The sequence below is a fragment of the Pseudomonas sp. IB20 genome (assembly GCF_009707325.1).
In the GTDB taxonomy this organism is placed as follows: domain Bacteria; phylum Pseudomonadota; class Gammaproteobacteria; order Pseudomonadales; family Pseudomonadaceae; genus Aquipseudomonas.
In genome coordinates this window covers 4490687-4507168 of the sequence record NZ_CP046103.1, presented here as the reverse complement: position 1 = coordinate 4507168, position 16482 = coordinate 4490687, and the positions used below count along the sequence as shown (strand labels likewise).

Genomic DNA, 16482 nt, shown 5'->3' with positions numbered 1-16482 from the left:
AATTGCCTTGAACGCTCAATACCCCGGGAAGTCGTACCCCTTGAGACGGCGACTTTCCTGAACGCCGCGGATGGATACCAACCCGTGAGGTGTTTATGAGCGCAACCCCCAATGGCGCGGCGGCCAAGTCGTTCGCCAGTCACCCGATACGCTTGACCCTGAACGGGCAAGACCGCCACCTCGATGTGTTGCCCTGGACCACCCTGCTCGACCTTTTGCGCGAGCAGCTTGATCTGGTCGGCAGCAAAAAAGGCTGCGACCACGGCCAATGCGGCGCGTGCACCGTGTTGCGCGATGGTAAGCGCGTGAATGCCTGCCTGACGCTGGCGGTGATGTGCGACGGCGCCGAGCTGACCACCATCGAAGGCCTGGCCGACGGCGACGTGTTGCACCCGATGCAGCAGGCCTTCATCAAGCATGACGCCTTCCAGTGCGGCTACTGCACCCCCGGCCAGATCTGCTCCGCCGTCGGCCTGGCTAATGAGGGCCGTGCCCACGACACCGCACAGATCCAGGAATTGATGAGCGGCAACCTGTGCCGCTGCGGCGCCTACACCAACATCCGCGATGCCATCGAAGACGCCTTGCCCGCCTGCCGCGTGCGCGGAGGTGAGCAATGAACCCCTTCCAGTACAGCAAGCCGGCCGATGTGCACGAGGCCGTGCACCTGAGCAGCGCGGCGTCACGCTTTATCGCCGGTGGCACCAACCTGCTGGACCTGATGAAAGAAAACATCAGCCGCCCCGAACACTTGATCGATATCACTGGCCTGCCGCTGCAAGGCGTTGAACAAACCGCCAGTGGCGGCGTGATGATCGGCGCCTTAGTGAGCAATGCCGACCTGGCCTGGCACCCGCTGATCGAGGCGCGTTACCCATTGCTGTCCCAAGCAATCCTGGCCGGCGCCTCACCGCAACTGCGCAATATGGCCAGTACCGGCGGCAACTTGTTACAGCGCACCCGTTGCTACTACTTCTACGACGCCAGCGTGCCCTGCAACAAGCGCGAACCCGGCAGCGGCTGCCCGGCGCGCACCGGCTTGAACCGCATTCACGCGATCCTCGGCGCCAGCGAACACTGCGTGGCCACGCACCCTTCGGACATGTGCATAGCCTTGGCGGCGCTGGAGGCGCGGGTGCATGTAGAGGGCCGTGGCGGCGCGCGGGTCATCGAGTTTGCCGACTTCCACCGACTGCCCGGCGACACACCGCAGCGCGACAACCTGCTGGCTGATGATGAATTGATCACCGCCATCGAACTGCCCGCCGACCAGTTGGCCAGTCACAGCCATTACCTGAAAATCCGCGACCGTGCGTCCTACGCCTTCGCCTTGGTCTCCGTCGCGGCCGCCCTCGAACTGGACGGCGACCAGATCATCGACGCCCGCCTGGCCCTTGGCGGCGTGGCGCACAAACCCTGGCGTGACCGTGCAGTGGAAGCCTCGCTGATTGGCCAGACGGTGAGCCGCGAAACCTTCAGCAACGCTGCCGACGCCTTGCTGCATGACGCCGAACCGCTGGAACACAACGGCTTCAAGATCAAACTCGCGCGGCGCGCGATTATCCGCGCCCTGAGCGATGCCGCGACTGCAGGAGAACGCCCATGACCGCTATCGGCAAACCCCTGGACCGCGTCGACGGTCTGCTCAAGGTGACCGGCCAAGCGCGCTATGCCGGTGAATTCCCAGATAAAGACTTGCTGCATGGCAGCGTGGTCTCCAGCACCATCGCCAAAGGCCGTGTCGTAAAAATCGATGCCTCCAAAGCCCTGGCCCTGCCGGGCGTGGTGAGGGTGCTTGACCACCTCAACCGGCCCCAACTTGCCAGCTACGACGATGCCTTTGCCGACGCCGATGCGGCCGACGGTTCCCCGTTCCGCCCGCTGTATAACGACCGCGTCCTTTATAGTGGCCAACCCTTGGCCTTGGTGATCGCCGACAACCTGGAACTGGCGCGGTATGCCGGTTCTCTGGTCGAGATCGAGTACGCAAGCGAAGCCTTTGAAACCGACCTGGTGGCCATGCAGGAACAGGCGTACCCATCGCCGCAAACGCCCCCCAAGCCACGCGGTAACTTCCAGGCCGAGTGGGCCACTGCGGCCGTCAGCCTCGACGTGCACTACAGCACGCCCATTGAGCACCACAACCCGATGGAACCCCACGCCAGCACCGTGCTGTATCAGCCGGACGGCACCCTGCACATCCACGACAAGACCCAAGGCCCGCAGAACTGCCAGGCCTATGTGCAAAAAGTCTTCGGGCTGGATAAAAGCCAGGTGCGGATTTTTGCCGCGTTCGTTGGTGGCGCCTTCGGCTCGGGCCTGCGCCCGCAGTACCAATTGCCCCTGGCAGTGATGGCCGCGCTGGCGCTCAAGCGTTCGGTGCGCGTAACCCTGACGCGCCAACAGATGTTCACCTTCGGCTACCGCCCGCGCACTTTGCAGCGCTTGCAGATGGGCGCCGCTGCCAATGGCCGCCTGCTGGCATTGGGGCACACCGCGATTGGCCAGACCTCACGCTTCGAAGAATTCAGCGAACACGTGGTGGAATGGAGCGGCATGCTTTACCACTGCGACAACGTGCAGTTGACCTACAACCTGGTGCCGCTGGACGTGTTCACCCCGCTGGATATGCGCGCGCCAGGCGCCGCGTTGGGCGTGATCGGCCTGGAGTGCGCCATGGACGAACTGGCCTGTGCGCTGGGCATGGACCCGGTGCAACTGCGCCTGATCAACTACGCCGAGCGTAACCAGAACGAAGACAAGCCCTGGTCGAGCAAAGCCCTGCGCGAGTGTTACAGCGAAGGCGCCGAACGCTTCGGCTGGAGCCAGCGCAACCCGGAGCCGCGCAGCATGCGTGACGGCAACCAGTTGATCGGCTGGGGCATGGCCGGTGGCGTGTGGGAAGCCTTGCAGATGAAGGCCAGCGCCAAGGCGCGGATCGACGCCGAGGGCAAATTGACGGTGAGCAGCGCCACCACCGATATCGGCACCGGCACTTACACGGTGATGACCCAGATTGCCGCCCAAGCCAGTGGCGTGCCAATGGCTGATATCAGCTTTTTGCTGGGGGACTCGTCATTGCCCACGGCGCCGTTGCAGGGTGGCTCGTTTACCGTGTCGTCGGTCGGCACCGCCGTGCAGCAGGCCTGTGAAGCGCTGAATGCCAAACTGCTGAAAGTCGCCCGCCAGACTTACCCGGTATTCAAGGATGCTGAAGCGGTGCGCTTTGAAGACGGCCAACTGCATACCGGTGACGTGCGTGTATCGCTGGCGCAACTGGTTAAAGACAGCGGCGACGACGCCTTGCAAGTGCAGGTCGACAGCGAGCCGGGCAAGCAACGCGAGGGTTACGCCTCGGCGACGCACTCGGCGGTGTTTGTGGAAGTTCGGGTCGACGAAGACCTGGGCATCATCAAGGTCAGCCGAGTCGTCAGCGCGATTGCGGCCGGGCGCGTGGTCAACCCGAAGATGGCCCGCAGCCAGATTCTCGGCGGCGTGGTCTGGGGGATTGGCATGGCGCTGCATGAAGAAACCCAGATCGACCATCAACTGGGGCGCTACATGAACCACAGCCTGGCTGAGTACCACATCCCGGTAAATGCCGACATCGGCGACATTGAGGTGATTTTTGTCGAAGAACATGACGCGATCGTCAACGCCTTGGGTTCCAAGGGCGTAGGCGAGATCGGCATAGTCGGCGTGGCGGCGGCGGTGGCGAACGCGATTTATCACGCCACCGGCAAGCGGGTACGGGACTTTCCCATCACCCTGGATAAGGTGCTGTAGCGCACACCTTCAAACCACTGAAGAACCCATGTGGGAGCCGGGCTTGCCTGCGATAGCGGTGGGGCAGCCATCAATCCGGTGCTGACCCACCGCTATCGCAGGCAAGCCAGCGCCCACATTTACTGTATTCCAACATCAGACCAGGTGGCGGGGCTTATTGCTTTGCCTCTTCCACCGGCACATGCATACGGTCGCGATTGGCCAGGGTCGGGAACAGTTTTATCCACACCCCAGTCACCAGCAGCGTGCCGATCCCACCCATGACCACGGCGGGCACGGTGCCGAACCAGTGGGCAGTGATGCCCGATTCGAACTCGCCCAGTTGATTGGATGCGCCGATAAATAGGCCGTTTACCGCGCTGACGCGGCCACGCATTTCATCCGGGGTTTCCAGCTGCACGAACGACGCGCGGATGACCATGCTGATCATGTCCGCTGCACCCAGCACTACCAGCACCGCCAGCGAGAACCAGAACGATGTCGACAGGCCGAAGGCGATGGTCGCTACGCCGAACACCCCCACGGCGGTGAACATCACGCGGCCGACCTTGCGGTCCACCGAGAACCGCGCCAGCCACAACGACATCAGCAAAGCGCCCACCGCCGGCGCCGAGCGCAGCAGGCCCAGGCCCCAGGCGCCGGTCAGCAGGATGTCCTTGGCGAACACCGGCAGCAACGCGGTGGCGCCGCCCAGCAGCACGGCGAACAGGTCCAGGGAGATCGCGCCGAGAATGTCCGGGCGGCTGCGGATAAAGCGAATCCCGGCCAACAGCGAATCCATAGTTGCCTTGGCTTTGTTCAGCGGGGTCTGGCGGGCGGGCAGATTAAGGGTCAGCACGCAGGCGATCAGGTACAGCGCCACTGTTGGGCCATACACCCACACGCTGCCAAATGCATACAGCAAGCCGCCGAGTGCTGGCGCGACGATGGTCGCCAGTTGCTGCGCCGATTGTGACGAGGCCACGGCCCGTGGGAACAGCGCGCTGGGCACGATGCTCGGCAGCATCGCCTGGGTGGTGGGCATTTCAAACGAGCGCGCGGCGCCAAGCAAGAAAGCGAGGATAAAGATCATCTCGCGGGTCACGTTGCCGGTCAGGCCGCCGATGGCCAGGGACAGGGCAATCAACGCCTGTACGGTCTGGCAGAGGGCGGCGACTTTGCGCCGCTCATAGCGGTCGGCCACATGCCCGGTGTGCAGCATGAACAGCACGCGCGGTATGAATTCCACCAGGCCGACCAAGCCCAGGTCCAGCACATTGCCGGTCAGTTGGTAGAGGTTCCAGCCGATCGCCACGGTGAGCATCTGGAAGCCGCTGGCCGTAAAGATCCGCGCCAGCCAGAACGCGATGAAAGGGCGGTGGTGACGCAACAGCAACGCAGGTTCACTAGGCATCGGCAATGGAGATCAGGAGCGGAGGGAATGGCGAGATTAGCATTAAGTTGTAACAAACAGTTGCCAGCTTTTGAATAAGGGCGCGCAGCTGAGACAAGCTGTCACGCGGCAAAACACCACACAGTTCGATCCTGAAAATAGGACTACTCTTTCAGCAATGCTTGATCCAGATCAAAACCAGCCCCGGGATTGTTCTGGCGGCCGAAAGGCCAGATTCCCTGCGTGGTTGGTTAAAAAAAGAAACGAATTGAAATTCGCCACACTCCATATCCGTGGGGGCAGTGGGTGCAGGCTCCCAGCCAGCAGCCGGTATTACCTGACAGAGGAAGACTTATGTTCGGTTTGGAGGCGCTAGATCTCGCCCGAATTCAATTCGCGTTCACCATTTCGTTCCACATCCTGTTCCCGGCGATCACCATCGGCCTGGCCAGTTACCTTGCGGTGCTGGAAGGCTTGTGGCTCAAGACCCATAACGACACCTACCGTGACCTCTACCATTTCTGGTCGAAGATCTTTGCCGTCAACTTCGGCATGGGTGTGGTCTCAGGCTTGGTCATGGCCTACCAGTTCGGCACTAACTGGAGCCGCTTCTCGGACTTCGCTGGCGCCGTTACCGGGCCGTTGCTGACGTACGAAGTGCTCACGGCCTTCTTCCTCGAGGCGGGTTTCCTCGGGGTGATGCTGTTCGGCTGGAACAAGGTGGGGCGCAAGCTGCACTTCTTTTCCACGGTGATGGTGGCCGTCGGCACGTTGATCTCAACCTTTTGGATTCTTGCCTCCAACAGCTGGATGCAGACGCCGCAAGGCTTTGAAATCATCGACGGTCGCGTGATTCCTACCGACTGGCTGGCGGTGATCTTCAACCCGTCGTTCCCCTACCGCCTGATGCACATGGCCACGGCGGCCTTTGTCGCCACCGCGTTCTTCGTCGGTTCTTCGGCGGCCTGGCATTTACTGCGTGGCAAGGACACCCCGGCGATCCGCACCATGCTGTCGATGGCGATGTGGATGGCCCTGATCGTGGCGCCTATCCAGGCGGTGATCGGCGACTTCCATGGCCTCAACACCCTCAAGCACCAACCGGCGAAAATCGCCGCGATTGAAGGCCACTGGGAAAATATCGGCAACGAGCCGACGCCGCTGATCCTGTTCGGCTGGCCCGACATGAAAGCCGAGAAAACCAAATACGCGGTTGAGATCCCGTACCTGGGCAGCCTGATCCTGACGCACTCCCTGGACAAACAGGTGCCGGCGCTCAAGGATTTCCCGCCTGAAGACCGCCCCAACTCGACCATTGTGTTCTGGTCGTTCCGGGTCATGGTGGGCCTGGGCTTCCTGATGATCTTCACCGGTTTGTTCAGCCTGTGGCTGCGCCGTGGCGGCAAGATGTACACGTCCAGGCCGTTCCTGTACCTGGCGTTGTGGATGGGCCCGTCCGGCCTGATCGCGATTCTCGCCGGTTGGTTTACCACCGAAATCGGCCGCCAACCGTGGGTGGTCTACGGGCTGATGCGCACGGCGGACGCTTCGTCCGGGCATAGCCTGGCGCAGATGACGATCACCCTGGTGCTGTTCGTGGTGGTGTACTTCGCGCTGTTTGGTGCAGGGTTGGGCTACATGATGCGCCTGGTGCGCAAAGGGCCGCAGACCCACGAAGGCAGCGAGCCGACCCACGGTGGGCCTGGCCAGAAACGCACACCGGCGCGTCCGTTGTCCGCCGCCGATGATGGCAGCGATGACGAGCACACCCACATCCAGCACAAGGGGAATTGAGATGGGTATTGATCTTCCGCTGATCTGGGCTGTGATCATCATCTTCGGCATCATGATGTACGTGGTCATGGACGGCTTCGACCTGGGTATCGGCATTCTCTTTCCGTTTATTCCGGGCAAAGTCGACCGTGACGTGATGATGAACACCGTCGCCCCGGTCTGGGACGGTAACGAAACCTGGCTGGTACTGGGTGGCGCGGCGTTGTTCGGCGCGTTCCCACTGGCCTATTCGGTGGTGTTGTCGGCGCTGTACCTGCCGTTGATCCTGATGCTGATCGGGCTGATCTTCCGGGGCGTGGCCTTCGAGTTTCGCTTCAAGGCCAAGGACGATAAACGTCACCTGTGGGACAAGGCGTTTATCGGCGGCTCTATCGCGGCGACGTTCTTTCAGGGCGTGGCGCTGGGGGCGTTTATCGACGGCATTCCGGTGGTGAACCGTCAGTTTGCCGGTGGTTCGCTCGACTGGGCCACGCCGTTCACGATGTTCTGCGGCGTTGCGCTGGTCGTCGCGTATGCCTTGCTCGGTTGCACCTGGCTGATCATGAAGACCGAAGGCAAGTTGCAGGAGCAGATGCATAACCTGGCGCGGCCGTTGGCCTTCGTGGTGTTGGCGGTGATCGGTATCGTCAGCCTGTGGACGCCGCTGGCGCACCCGGAAATCGCTTCGCGCTGGTTCACCCTGCCAAACCTGTTCTGGTTCCTGCCGGTGCCGATCCTGGTGCTGGTGACCATGTACGGTTTGATCCGTGCGGTGGCGCGTAATGCGCACTACACGCCGTTCCTGCTGACGTTGGTACTGATCTTCCTCGGCTACAGCGGCCTGGGCATCAGCCTGTGGCCGAACATCATCCCGCCGTCGGTTTCCATCTGGGACGCCGCTGCGCCGCCGCAAAGCCAGGGCTTCATGCTGGTGGGTACCTTGTTCATCATCCCGTTCATCCTGGGCTACACCTTCTGGAGCTACTACGTGTTCCGCGGCAAGGTCACCCACGAAGACGGTTATCACTAGGAGGGTTGTTTCATGTCCGGCAAACCGTCGTTGCACGAGATCGAACAGGCCGAGAAACAGCCGTTGTGGCGGCGCCTTGGGTGGCTGGCGATGATCTGGACCGGCAGCGTGCTGGCCCTGTTTGTCGTGGCCAGCCTGATGCGCATGTTCATGAATGCGGCCGGCTTGACCACTCACTGACATCCCAATCCGGGCCTTGCGGCCCGGCTTTTCAGCCCTGCCTTTTGCAAGAATGGCAGGGTTTTTTTATTTGCGCGCTTTGAGAATCACGAACTTCGGCGTGGCCGCGACCTGTTCGACGCCACGGAATAAACGCGCCAATTTGCTGTGATAGCCCAAATGGCGGTTGCCGACGATATACAGCGCACCGCCCACCACCAAAGCTTCGCGAGCTTGTTGGAACATGCGCCAGGCGAGGAAGTCGCCGACCACTTGCTGCTGGTGAAACGGCGGGTTGCACAGCACCACGTCCAAGGAGTCGGGGGCCTGGCCGGCCAAGCCATCGTCGGCGCGCACGAGCACATCGCGTGCACCGAGGGCCGCCTGCCAGTTCTCGGCCGCTGACTGCACGGCCATGTAAGACTCATCCACCAGCGTGTACTGCGCATCGGGGTTTTGCAGCGCACTGGCGATCGCCAATACGCCATTGCCGCAGCCCAGGTCCGCCACGCGTGCGTTGCCGAGGTTTTTGGGCAGGTGTGGGAGGAAAGCGCGGGTGCCGATGTCCAGGCCTTCGCGGCAGAACACGTTGGCGTGATTGAGCAATTCGATGGCCGCAGTGTCCAGGGTGTAACGGGTCGGGTAGGGCGACACGGCGGTTGGGCGGTCTGCAACCGTCGCAATCAGCAGCCGGGCTTTTTTCACCGCCAACGAGGCGTGCATCGGGCCGATATAGCGCTCCAGCAATTCGCCTGCCGCCCGTGGCAGGTGCTTGACCATCGCCCCAGCGATCACTTCGGCTCCCGGCGCCAAGTGCCCCTGCAGGCGGATCAGCTGTTCTTCCAGTAAGGCGAGGGTTTTCGGCACGCGGATCAGCACGCGATCGAATGGACCTGTCGGCACCTGGCTGGCAGGGATAAACGCCACCGCATCAAACGCCTTGCCGTTGCGCACCAGGTTTTTCTCAAGGCCCTGGGCTGCGAGAAACGAGTCGCCACTGGACGTTACCTGCACTTGGCCTGCGAGGCTGGCCGCCAGGGCGCCAAAGCTGTCATTGAGCACCAGCACACGGGTTGCCGCGTTTGGCTGCTGCTCGGCCAAGTAGCTGAGCAAGTACTCGTCGGCGGCGTCGAAGGCCTGCAGCGGGTCATTGTGTTGCTCAGGCTGGCGGATCAAATCGAGTTGGGCGAAGGGGCTGTCAAGCAGGGGCATGGCGGGGCAGGCTCTGGGTCATCGATGGGCGTTGGGCGGGTGCGGGCATCCGGCGCAACCATCTGAGTGAACAGCGAGGCACTCCCGATGGGGCTGCATCAACACTCAGAATTGGGCGTAAATGTTACTTTTTTTTAGGCGGGATTACATGCGGTGATTCAACGCGGGCTAAAACAAGCCTGCTTTAGAGGCACAGAGCACAGCGGCGATCTTATTATTGACCCCCAGTTTCTTGAGGCAACTGCTGATATGAAAGCCCACGGTACGCTCTGACAGGCAGAGGATCGTGGCGATGTCCGAAGCCGTCTTACCCATGGCCGACCATCTGAGAATTTCTGTTTCCCGTGGGGTCAGCTTGCAAGGCGGCGTGAGGCTCGGCGTGTCGGCATATTTCTGTGCCACCACGGCGTGCATGGCGTGACACAGCCACAGCACCTGGCCGGCTTTTTCGTAAAGCTCATCAGGGGTGACTTCGCCGCTACTTCGGCCCAACGTCAGCATGCTGAACACGCCCTGGAAGTCGTGTACGGATTGGGTCCAGCCCAGATGCACCCCAAATGACTGGGCCAGCTCCCATAAGCTGGGCGTGGTGCTGAAGGCTTTTTCATCCCACACAATCGGCATTACGCTGCGTTTGCAGTGGGCGACTACTGGGTCTACATCGAAGAACTGCGCTTGGCTATAAAGAGTGTTCCATTCATTTGGATAGTTATTCAAATGAATAGGTTTAGTTGGATTGTTGGCTTGTTGTGAGCTCATCGTGAAAGAGCAGTATTCAAATCCGAGTTGGTAGGTGTGATTGATGAGCATCTCATAAACAGTGGTGATTTTGTTCTCACCCTCCAGTTTGGGGAGTCTTGTATTGCGCCAGTTAACCATCGGGAACTCTCCATGAGTGTGATGCGGATTGGGGACGTCCTGACTCCCAATGTGATTCGGAAAGAATTGTAGGATAAATCCTACGTGCAAAGTGTGAAATAAATTTGCCAGTCGTTCGTATTTCATTTGCCTAAAGTTGTGCAGGTAATCGTATGTTGTATAAGTGATGTCAGCGGTTGGAAAATCTTATTGATTTGAATGTTTTGATGGTGATGTTAATTTGATGGCGCCTGTCTGCACTGCACCCTCTAATAGCTGCCTGAAAGGTGCGAAATAGCTAAATGATTAGTTGGAAAGTGTTATGCCAAGCTTCGATGTAAAGGCCTCGAAACACTGACCCTTTCGCGTTCGATACGGTCTGTCAGCACCCGGGCAGCGGCATACCAGTACAAACCAGCGGTGTTTCCCTGAACGACTTTGAGGGACACTAGGGCACCTGTTCAACGGAGCCCCCCATGACGGCCAGTGCTGAGAAATTTACCCGCCAGACCTTGCTCGACGTGCAATCGCTGACCCCCAGCCTGTTTACCCTGCGTACCACGCGAGACCCAGGCTTTCGGTTTACTGCGGGCCAGTTCGTGCGCCTGGGCGTGGCAAAGGCGGACGGCAGTACCGTATGGCGGGCCTACTCCATTGTGTCCTCACCGTTTGACGAACACTTGGACTTCTTCTCTATCGTCGTTCCGGGGGGCGAATTCACCAGTGAGTTGAGCCGCCTGCAGGTGGGCGATACGTTGCTGGTTGAGCGCCAAGCCACTGGCTTCCTGACCCTGAACCGCTTTGTGGACGGGCGTGATTTGTGGTTGTTGGGCACCGGAACCGGGGTGGCACCGTTCCTGTCGATCCTGCAGGACTTCGAAGTGTGGGAGAAATTTGAGCGCATCGTGCTGGTGTACAGCGCCCGTGAGGCCAAAGAGCTTGCGTATCAGGCGCTCATCCGCGAGTTGGGCGAGCGTGAGTACCTGGCGGAGTACGCCCATAAGCTCACGTACATCCCCACCGTTACCCGTGAGCAGCACCCCGGCGCGCTGAATGGGCGAATCACTGCGCTGATCGAGAATGGCGAACTGGAGCGCGCTGCCGGCGTACCACTGACTGCAGAACACTCCCGTGTGCTGATTTGCGGCAACCCACAGATGGTCGATGACACACGCCAACTGCTCAAGCAACGCGACATGCAACTGAGCCTGAGCCGTCGCCCTGGCCAAGTGGCCGTGGAAAATTACTGGTAGCGGCTAATAAAAAAGGCGCCTGTCATAGGCGCCTTTTTTGCCAAGCCCTTGCTGGTTAAAGCGGCTTGTCGTTCTGCGCCTTGAGCAGATCGCGGATCTCGCCCAGCAGCAGTTCTTCCTTGGTCGGTGTCGGCGGCAAGCTTGGGGCCACAGCCTCTTCGCGCTTCAGGCGGTTGATAGCTTTTACGCCCATGAAGATGGCGAAGGCGACAATCACGAAATCAATCACGCTCTGGATGAACTTGCCATACGCCAAGACAACGGCCGGCACATCACCCTGCGCTGCCTTGAGTGTTATCGCCAGGTCCGCAAAGTCCACGCCGCCGATCAGCAGACCGATGGGTGGCATCACCACGTCGCCTACAAACGAGGAAACAATCTTGCCGAAGGCGGCGCCGATGATGATACCGACGGCCATATCGACCACATTGCCTTTGACCGCGAAGGCCTTGAACTCACTGATCACGCCCATAGGTTATTCCTTGTTACAGATTAGAAGGGTGGAGGTCAGTGTAAGTCAGTCGTAGAAGGCTTGCGCGACACAACCGTTAACACTGTCGATTTTTATCGACACATTAAATCGCAAATAGTTTGCACATTGCCACCAGTCGCGCGCGGATTACTCGCCATTTCAGTGGGTTACCACACTATTTTCTTAATCGACCTGGTGGTGTTTTTCTATTTATCTTCTGACTCGCGGGTCACTAGCCTCTGGCAAGCACGACTGAATGTGCACTAAAAAAACCAGAGGAACGGCGGTCTCAGGTCAGCGCGATTATCGCGCGACATGCGCTGATACTGGCGAGCGCCAGCCTGCTTTCGCTGTCCGTACACGCTGCCAACCTGACCCGCGATAACGGCGCCGCCGTTGGCGACAACCAGAATTCGCAAACCGCCGGCGCCAATGGCCCGGTGCTGCTGCAAGACGTGCAGTTGATTCAGAAGTTGCAGCGCTTCGACCGTGAACGCATCCCCGAGCGTGTGGTACACGCCCGCGGCACCGGCGCCCACGGTACCTTCACCGTCACTGACAACCTCAGTGACCTGACCAAGGCCAAGGTCTTCGCCGCTGGCGAGGCCACCCCAGTGTTCGTGCGCTTCTCGGCCGTTGTCCACGGTAACCATTCCCCGGAAACCCTGCGTGACCCACGCGGCTTTGCCACCAAGTTCTATACCGCCGAAGGCAATTGGGACTTAGTGGGCAATAACTTCCCGACGTTCTTTATCCGCGATTCCATCAAGTTTCCGGACATGGTTCACGCGTTCAAGCCTGACCCGCGCACCAACCTGGACGACGACTCCCGTCGTTTCGACTTCTTCTCCCATGTCCCTGAGTCCACTCGTACGCTGACCGAGTTGTACTCCGACTCCGGCACGCCGGCCAGTTACCGGAAAATGGACGGCAACGGCGTGCACGCTTACAAGTTGATCAACGCCAAGGGCGAAGTGCACTACGTCAAGTTCCACTGGAAGAGCCTGCAAGGCATCAAGAACCTCGACCCCAAGCAAGTCACCGAAGTGCAAGGGCGTGACTACAGCCACATGACCAATGACTTGGTTACCCACATCAACAAGGGCGACTTCCCCAGACTCAAGTGCTCAAGCCTGAAGACTTGGCCAAGTTCGATTTCGACCCGTTGGACGCCACCAAAATCTGGCCGAACGTGCCGGAGCGTAAAGTCGGGCAGATGGTGCTGAACCGCAACCCGGCGAATGTCTTCCAGGAAACCGAACAAGTGGCCATGGCCCCGGCCAACCTAGTGCCGGGCATCGAGCCGTCGGAAGACCGCCTGCTGCAAGGCCGGGTGTTCTCCTACGCCGACACGCAGATGTATCGCCTGGGGGCGAATGCCCTGCAATTGCCGATCAACGCACCCCGTGTGACCGTCAACAACGGTAACCAGGATGGCGCGATGAACTTCGGCAAAACCAGCACCGGCGTGAACTACCAGCCAAGCCGCCTGTTGCCACGCGAAGAGCCACAAACTGCGCGTTACAGCCAGTCGGTACTGTCGGGCAGCACCCAGCAGGCGAAGATCCAGCGTGAGCAGAACTTCAAGCAGGCCGGTGACTTGTACCGCTCTTACAGCAAGAAAGAGCGCCAGGACCTGATCGACAACTTCGGCGGCTCGCTGGCCACCACCGATGACGAGAGCAAGCACATCATCCTGTCGTTCCTCTACAAGGCGGACCCGGAGTACGGCACCGGCGTGACCAAGGTCGCCAAGGGTGATTTGGCGCGCGTGAAAGCGCTGGCAGACAAACTGACTGACTGACGTTGGTTCCGGTCGGCGCCCTTGCACGGGCGTCGACCCCTGGCAGGAGACACCCCATGCGTATTTCGATTGGTTTACTGATGGCGATGCTGGCCTTTGTCGCCCGTGCCGAGTCGCCCGACCCCGTCGCGCTCAAGGCGCAGTTGCAGGACTACTATTTCGACGCCGCCCGCCGTGGCGATATCGACATGCTCAACACCTTCATCGAGTCCGGCTACAGCCTCAACACCCAGGACGAGAAGGGCTACACCGCGCTGATCCTCGCCGCCTACCACGGCCAGGGCTCCTTTGTAGAACGCTTGCTCAACGCGGGCGCCGACGCCTGTGTGCAGGACAAACGCGGCAACACCGCGCTGATGGGCGCGATCTTCAAGGGCGAACTGAAAATTGCCCAGCGCCTGCTCGCCACTGACTGCAACCCCGACCAGCGCAACGGCGCCGGGCAGACGGCGGCCATGTACGCCGGGCTGTTCAAACGTGTCGAACTGCTCGATGAACTCAAAGCCAAAGGCGCCGACCTCAATGCCGAAGACCCGATCGGCAACAGCGCTTCACGATTAGCCAGTGGTGAAATTCGGACCCCGGCACCGCGCTGAGCTATCATCGCGGTTTTTCGGTTGGAGGTTCTCAAATGGCAAAGGCCAAGCGCATGTACGGCTGCACCGAGTGCGGCGCGACCTTTCCCAAGTGGGCCGGCCAATGCACCGAGTGCGGCGCATGGAACACCCTGACTGAAACCATGATCGAAAGCGGCGGCGCTTCGGCCCCCACCGGCCGCGCCGGCTGGACCGGGCAACAGGCGCAGATCAAGACCCTGGCCGAAGTCAGCGTCGAAGAAATCCCGCGTTTCTCCACCGCGTCCGGTGAGCTGGACCGCGTGCTCGGCGGCGGCCTGGTGGACGGCTCGGTGGTGCTGATCGGCGGTGACCCGGGCATCGGTAAATCGACCATCCTGCTGCAAACCCTATGCAGCATTGCCAGCCGCATGCCGGCGCTGTACGTCACTGGCGAAGAATCCCAGCAGCAAGTGGCAATGCGCGCCCGCCGCCTGGGCTTGCCCCAGGACCAACTGCGGGTGATGACCGAAACCTGCATCGAAAGCATCATCGCCACGGCGCGCATCGAAAAGCCCAAGGTCATGGTGATCGACTCGATCCAGACGATTTTCACCGAGCAATTGCAATCGGCACCGGGCGGCGTGTCCCAGGTGCGTGAAAGTGCGGCGTTGCTGGTGCGGTATGCCAAGCAGAGTGGCACGGCGATCTTTCTGGTCGGCCACGTGACCAAAGAGGGCGCGCTGGCCGGGCCACGGGTGCTCGAGCACATGGTCGACACCGTGCTGTATTTCGAAGGCGAATCCGATGGCCGACTGCGCTTGCTGCGGGCGGTGAAGAACCGCTTCGGCGCGGTCAACGAACTGGGTGTGTTCGCCATGACCGACCGCGGGCTGAAAGAAGTCTCCAACCCGTCCGCGATCTTTCTGACGCGCGCCCAGGAAGAAGTCCCAGGCAGTGTGGTGATGGCAACGTGGGAAGGCACCCGGCCAATGCTGGTGGAAGTGCAGGCGTTGGTGGATGACAGTCACTTAGCCAACCCGCGCCGGGTCACCCTCGGCCTGGACCAGAACCGCCTGGCGATGCTGCTTGCCGTGCTGCACCGTCACGGTGGCATTCCTACCCACGACCAGGACGTGTTCCTCAACGTGGTCGGCGGGGTCAAGGTGCTGGAAACCGCGTCTGACTTGGCGCTGATGGCGGCGGTGATGTCCAGCTTGCGCAATAAACCGCTGCCCCACGACCTGTTGGTGTTCGGCGAAGTTGGCCTGTCAGGCGAAGTGCGCCCGGTGCCCAGTGGTCAGGAGCGCTTGAAGGAAGCCGCCAAGCACGGCTTCAAACGCGCGATTGTGCCCAAGGGCAATGCGCCGAAGGAAATGCCGGCGGGGTTGAAGGTGATTGGCGTGACGCGCCTGGAACAGGCGTTGGATGCACTTTTCGAATAATTTATGGATCAGTCAGGGATGAGTGCAATGCATAACGCCAATCGCTGGGCAGCCATTGCCCTGTTCATGGCCTTGGCGGGATTGCCGGGGATCGCCTTGGCCGAGTCGGCCAAGCTGCCGATCGGTTACCGATCGGCGCAGAAATTGGCGACGCAGTACGGCAGCGTGTTGCAGGTGCTGGAAGACCAACGCATCAGCGCCCAGTTGCACAAAGACAGCTGGGGCAGTGGCCTGGATGAGGACTCGTTTGACGAGCCCGGTGATCTGGTTGAAAACCCGCTGCTCAAAGCCCAGCTGCGCTTGCTGTCGGCGTCCGGCGAGGTACTGGCGAGCAAAGATCTCGGCTACCCCTTGGCCAAGGTCGAAAAGGCCCCAATCAAAGGGCTGCCGGAACCTGTGTATTTTTTGACCATCGATCAGACGGCGCCAATGGGCAGCTATAGCGGCCCCGCGACGCAACTGCTGCTGCCGACCCAGCAGCAACTCAACCCGGTGAATTACAAGGGCGCCGGCGGTAAGGTCGAGCCATTGACCCTGGCCCAAACCGGCAAAGCCGCGTGGCAGATTGCAACACCCGCCGAGGGTGGCGCAGATGAATTGTTGCAAGTCTCTTCATTTATGGACGGTGACGGCGATGATGATTTCGCCACGCGCTTTGAAACCTACCGTTTTGTCGACGGGCAATGGCAGGCCACGTCGAGCCAGAAGGCGGGCTACTGGGACGCGGAAAACGAATTCCCTGCGCGTACGGCGTTTCCCTGAAT

The 16482-nt window shown here is 60.6% G+C and carries 14 protein-coding genes and 1 pseudogene; 11 read left to right on the top strand and 4 right to left on the bottom strand.

Going from position 1 to position 16482, the window contains the following annotated elements:
- Window positions 1-95: 95 nt before the first annotated feature.
- From GJU48_RS20970 to GJU48_RS20960, 3 genes are read left to right on the top strand one after another with little or no spacing between them, the layout of a single operon-like run.
- Window positions 96-620, top strand: a complete 525-nt coding sequence (locus GJU48_RS20970) for a (2Fe-2S)-binding protein (protein WP_094951681.1) — start codon at window positions 96-98, stop codon at window positions 618-620.
- Complete coding sequence (locus tag GJU48_RS20965; RefSeq protein ID WP_094951682.1) at window positions 617-1606, top strand: FAD binding domain-containing protein; 990 nt, start codon at window positions 617-619, stop codon at window positions 1604-1606. The genes GJU48_RS20970 and GJU48_RS20965 overlap by 4 nt, the downstream gene beginning before the upstream one ends.
- The gene (locus GJU48_RS20960; RefSeq protein ID WP_094951683.1) at window positions 1603-3786 is read left to right on the top strand and encodes a xanthine dehydrogenase family protein molybdopterin-binding subunit; all 2184 of its coding nucleotides are present in this window, start codon (window positions 1603-1605) and stop codon (window positions 3784-3786) included. The genes GJU48_RS20965 and GJU48_RS20960 overlap by 4 nt, the downstream gene beginning before the upstream one ends.
- A gap of 154 nt (window positions 3787-3940) precedes the next feature.
- Here the strand turns inward: GJU48_RS20960 and GJU48_RS20955 are convergent, their stop codons facing one another.
- Complete coding sequence (locus GJU48_RS20955; RefSeq protein WP_094951684.1) at window positions 3941-5179, bottom strand: MFS transporter; 1239 nt, start codon at window positions 5177-5179, stop codon at window positions 3941-3943.
- 333 nt (window positions 5180-5512) lie between these two features.
- On the opposite strand from GJU48_RS20955, the gene GJU48_RS20950 reads away from it, so the two are divergent.
- Genes GJU48_RS20950 through GJU48_RS20940 form a run of 3 tightly spaced genes read left to right on the top strand, consistent with a single transcriptional unit; the run spans window position 5513 to window position 8141 of the window.
- Complete coding sequence (locus tag GJU48_RS20950) at window positions 5513-6952, top strand: cytochrome ubiquinol oxidase subunit I (RefSeq protein WP_094951685.1); 1440 nt, start codon at window positions 5513-5515, stop codon at window positions 6950-6952.
- Between the two features lies 1 nt (window position 6953).
- A complete protein-coding gene (gene cydB / locus GJU48_RS20945) occupies window positions 6954-7961 on the top strand; it encodes a cytochrome d ubiquinol oxidase subunit II (protein ID WP_053258117.1) in 1008 nt (335 codons plus the stop codon).
- Window positions 7962-7973: 12 nt separating this feature from the next.
- On the top strand, window positions 7974-8141 hold the full coding sequence (locus tag GJU48_RS20940; protein ID WP_010206690.1) for a DUF2474 domain-containing protein: 168 nt from the start codon (window positions 7974-7976) through the stop codon (window positions 8139-8141).
- A gap of 66 nt (window positions 8142-8207) precedes the next feature.
- Here the strand turns inward: GJU48_RS20940 and GJU48_RS20935 are convergent, their stop codons facing one another.
- Together GJU48_RS20935 and GJU48_RS20930 are read right to left on the bottom strand one after the other, a co-directional pair.
- Window positions 8208-9332 (bottom strand): methyltransferase, encoded by a 1125-nt coding sequence (locus GJU48_RS20935; RefSeq protein ID WP_094951686.1) that lies wholly within the window; start codon window positions 9330-9332, stop codon window positions 8208-8210.
- A 168-nt stretch (window positions 9333-9500) separates the two neighbouring features.
- Window positions 9501-10211, bottom strand: coding sequence for a helix-turn-helix transcriptional regulator (locus GJU48_RS20930; protein WP_094951687.1), 711 nt, complete (start codon window positions 10209-10211; stop codon window positions 9501-9503).
- Between the two features lie 455 nt (window positions 10212-10666).
- Between GJU48_RS20930 and GJU48_RS20925 the strand changes: the two genes are divergently transcribed.
- Window positions 10667-11443 (top strand): ferredoxin--NADP reductase, encoded by a 777-nt coding sequence (locus tag GJU48_RS20925; RefSeq protein WP_094951688.1) that lies wholly within the window; start codon window positions 10667-10669, stop codon window positions 11441-11443.
- Window positions 11444-11498: 55 nt separating this feature from the next.
- On the opposite strand, the gene mscL is transcribed toward GJU48_RS20925, so the two are convergent.
- The gene (mscL, locus tag GJU48_RS20920) at window positions 11499-11915 is read right to left on the bottom strand and encodes a large-conductance mechanosensitive channel protein MscL (RefSeq protein WP_094951689.1); all 417 of its coding nucleotides are present in this window, start codon (window positions 11913-11915) and stop codon (window positions 11499-11501) included.
- A gap of 302 nt (window positions 11916-12217) precedes the next feature.
- Between mscL and GJU48_RS20915 the strand changes: the two are divergent.
- The 4 genes and pseudogenes from GJU48_RS20915 (at window position 12218) to GJU48_RS20900 (ending at window position 16480) form a co-directional block, all read left to right on the top strand.
- A pseudogene (locus GJU48_RS20915) lies at window positions 12218-13719 on the top strand (catalase).
- A 56-nt stretch (window positions 13720-13775) separates the two neighbouring features.
- Window positions 13776-14315, top strand: coding sequence for an ankyrin repeat domain-containing protein (locus GJU48_RS20910; RefSeq protein ID WP_094952949.1), 540 nt, complete (start codon window positions 13776-13778; stop codon window positions 14313-14315).
- A 35-nt stretch (window positions 14316-14350) separates the two neighbouring features.
- On the top strand, window positions 14351-15718 hold the full coding sequence (radA, locus tag GJU48_RS20905) for a DNA repair protein RadA (RefSeq protein ID WP_094952948.1): 1368 nt from the start codon (window positions 14351-14353) through the stop codon (window positions 15716-15718).
- Window positions 15719-15745: 27 nt separating this feature from the next.
- On the top strand, window positions 15746-16480 hold the full coding sequence (locus GJU48_RS20900) for a hypothetical protein (protein ID WP_094952950.1): 735 nt from the start codon (window positions 15746-15748) through the stop codon (window positions 16478-16480).
- Window positions 16481-16482: the final 2 nt, after the last annotated feature.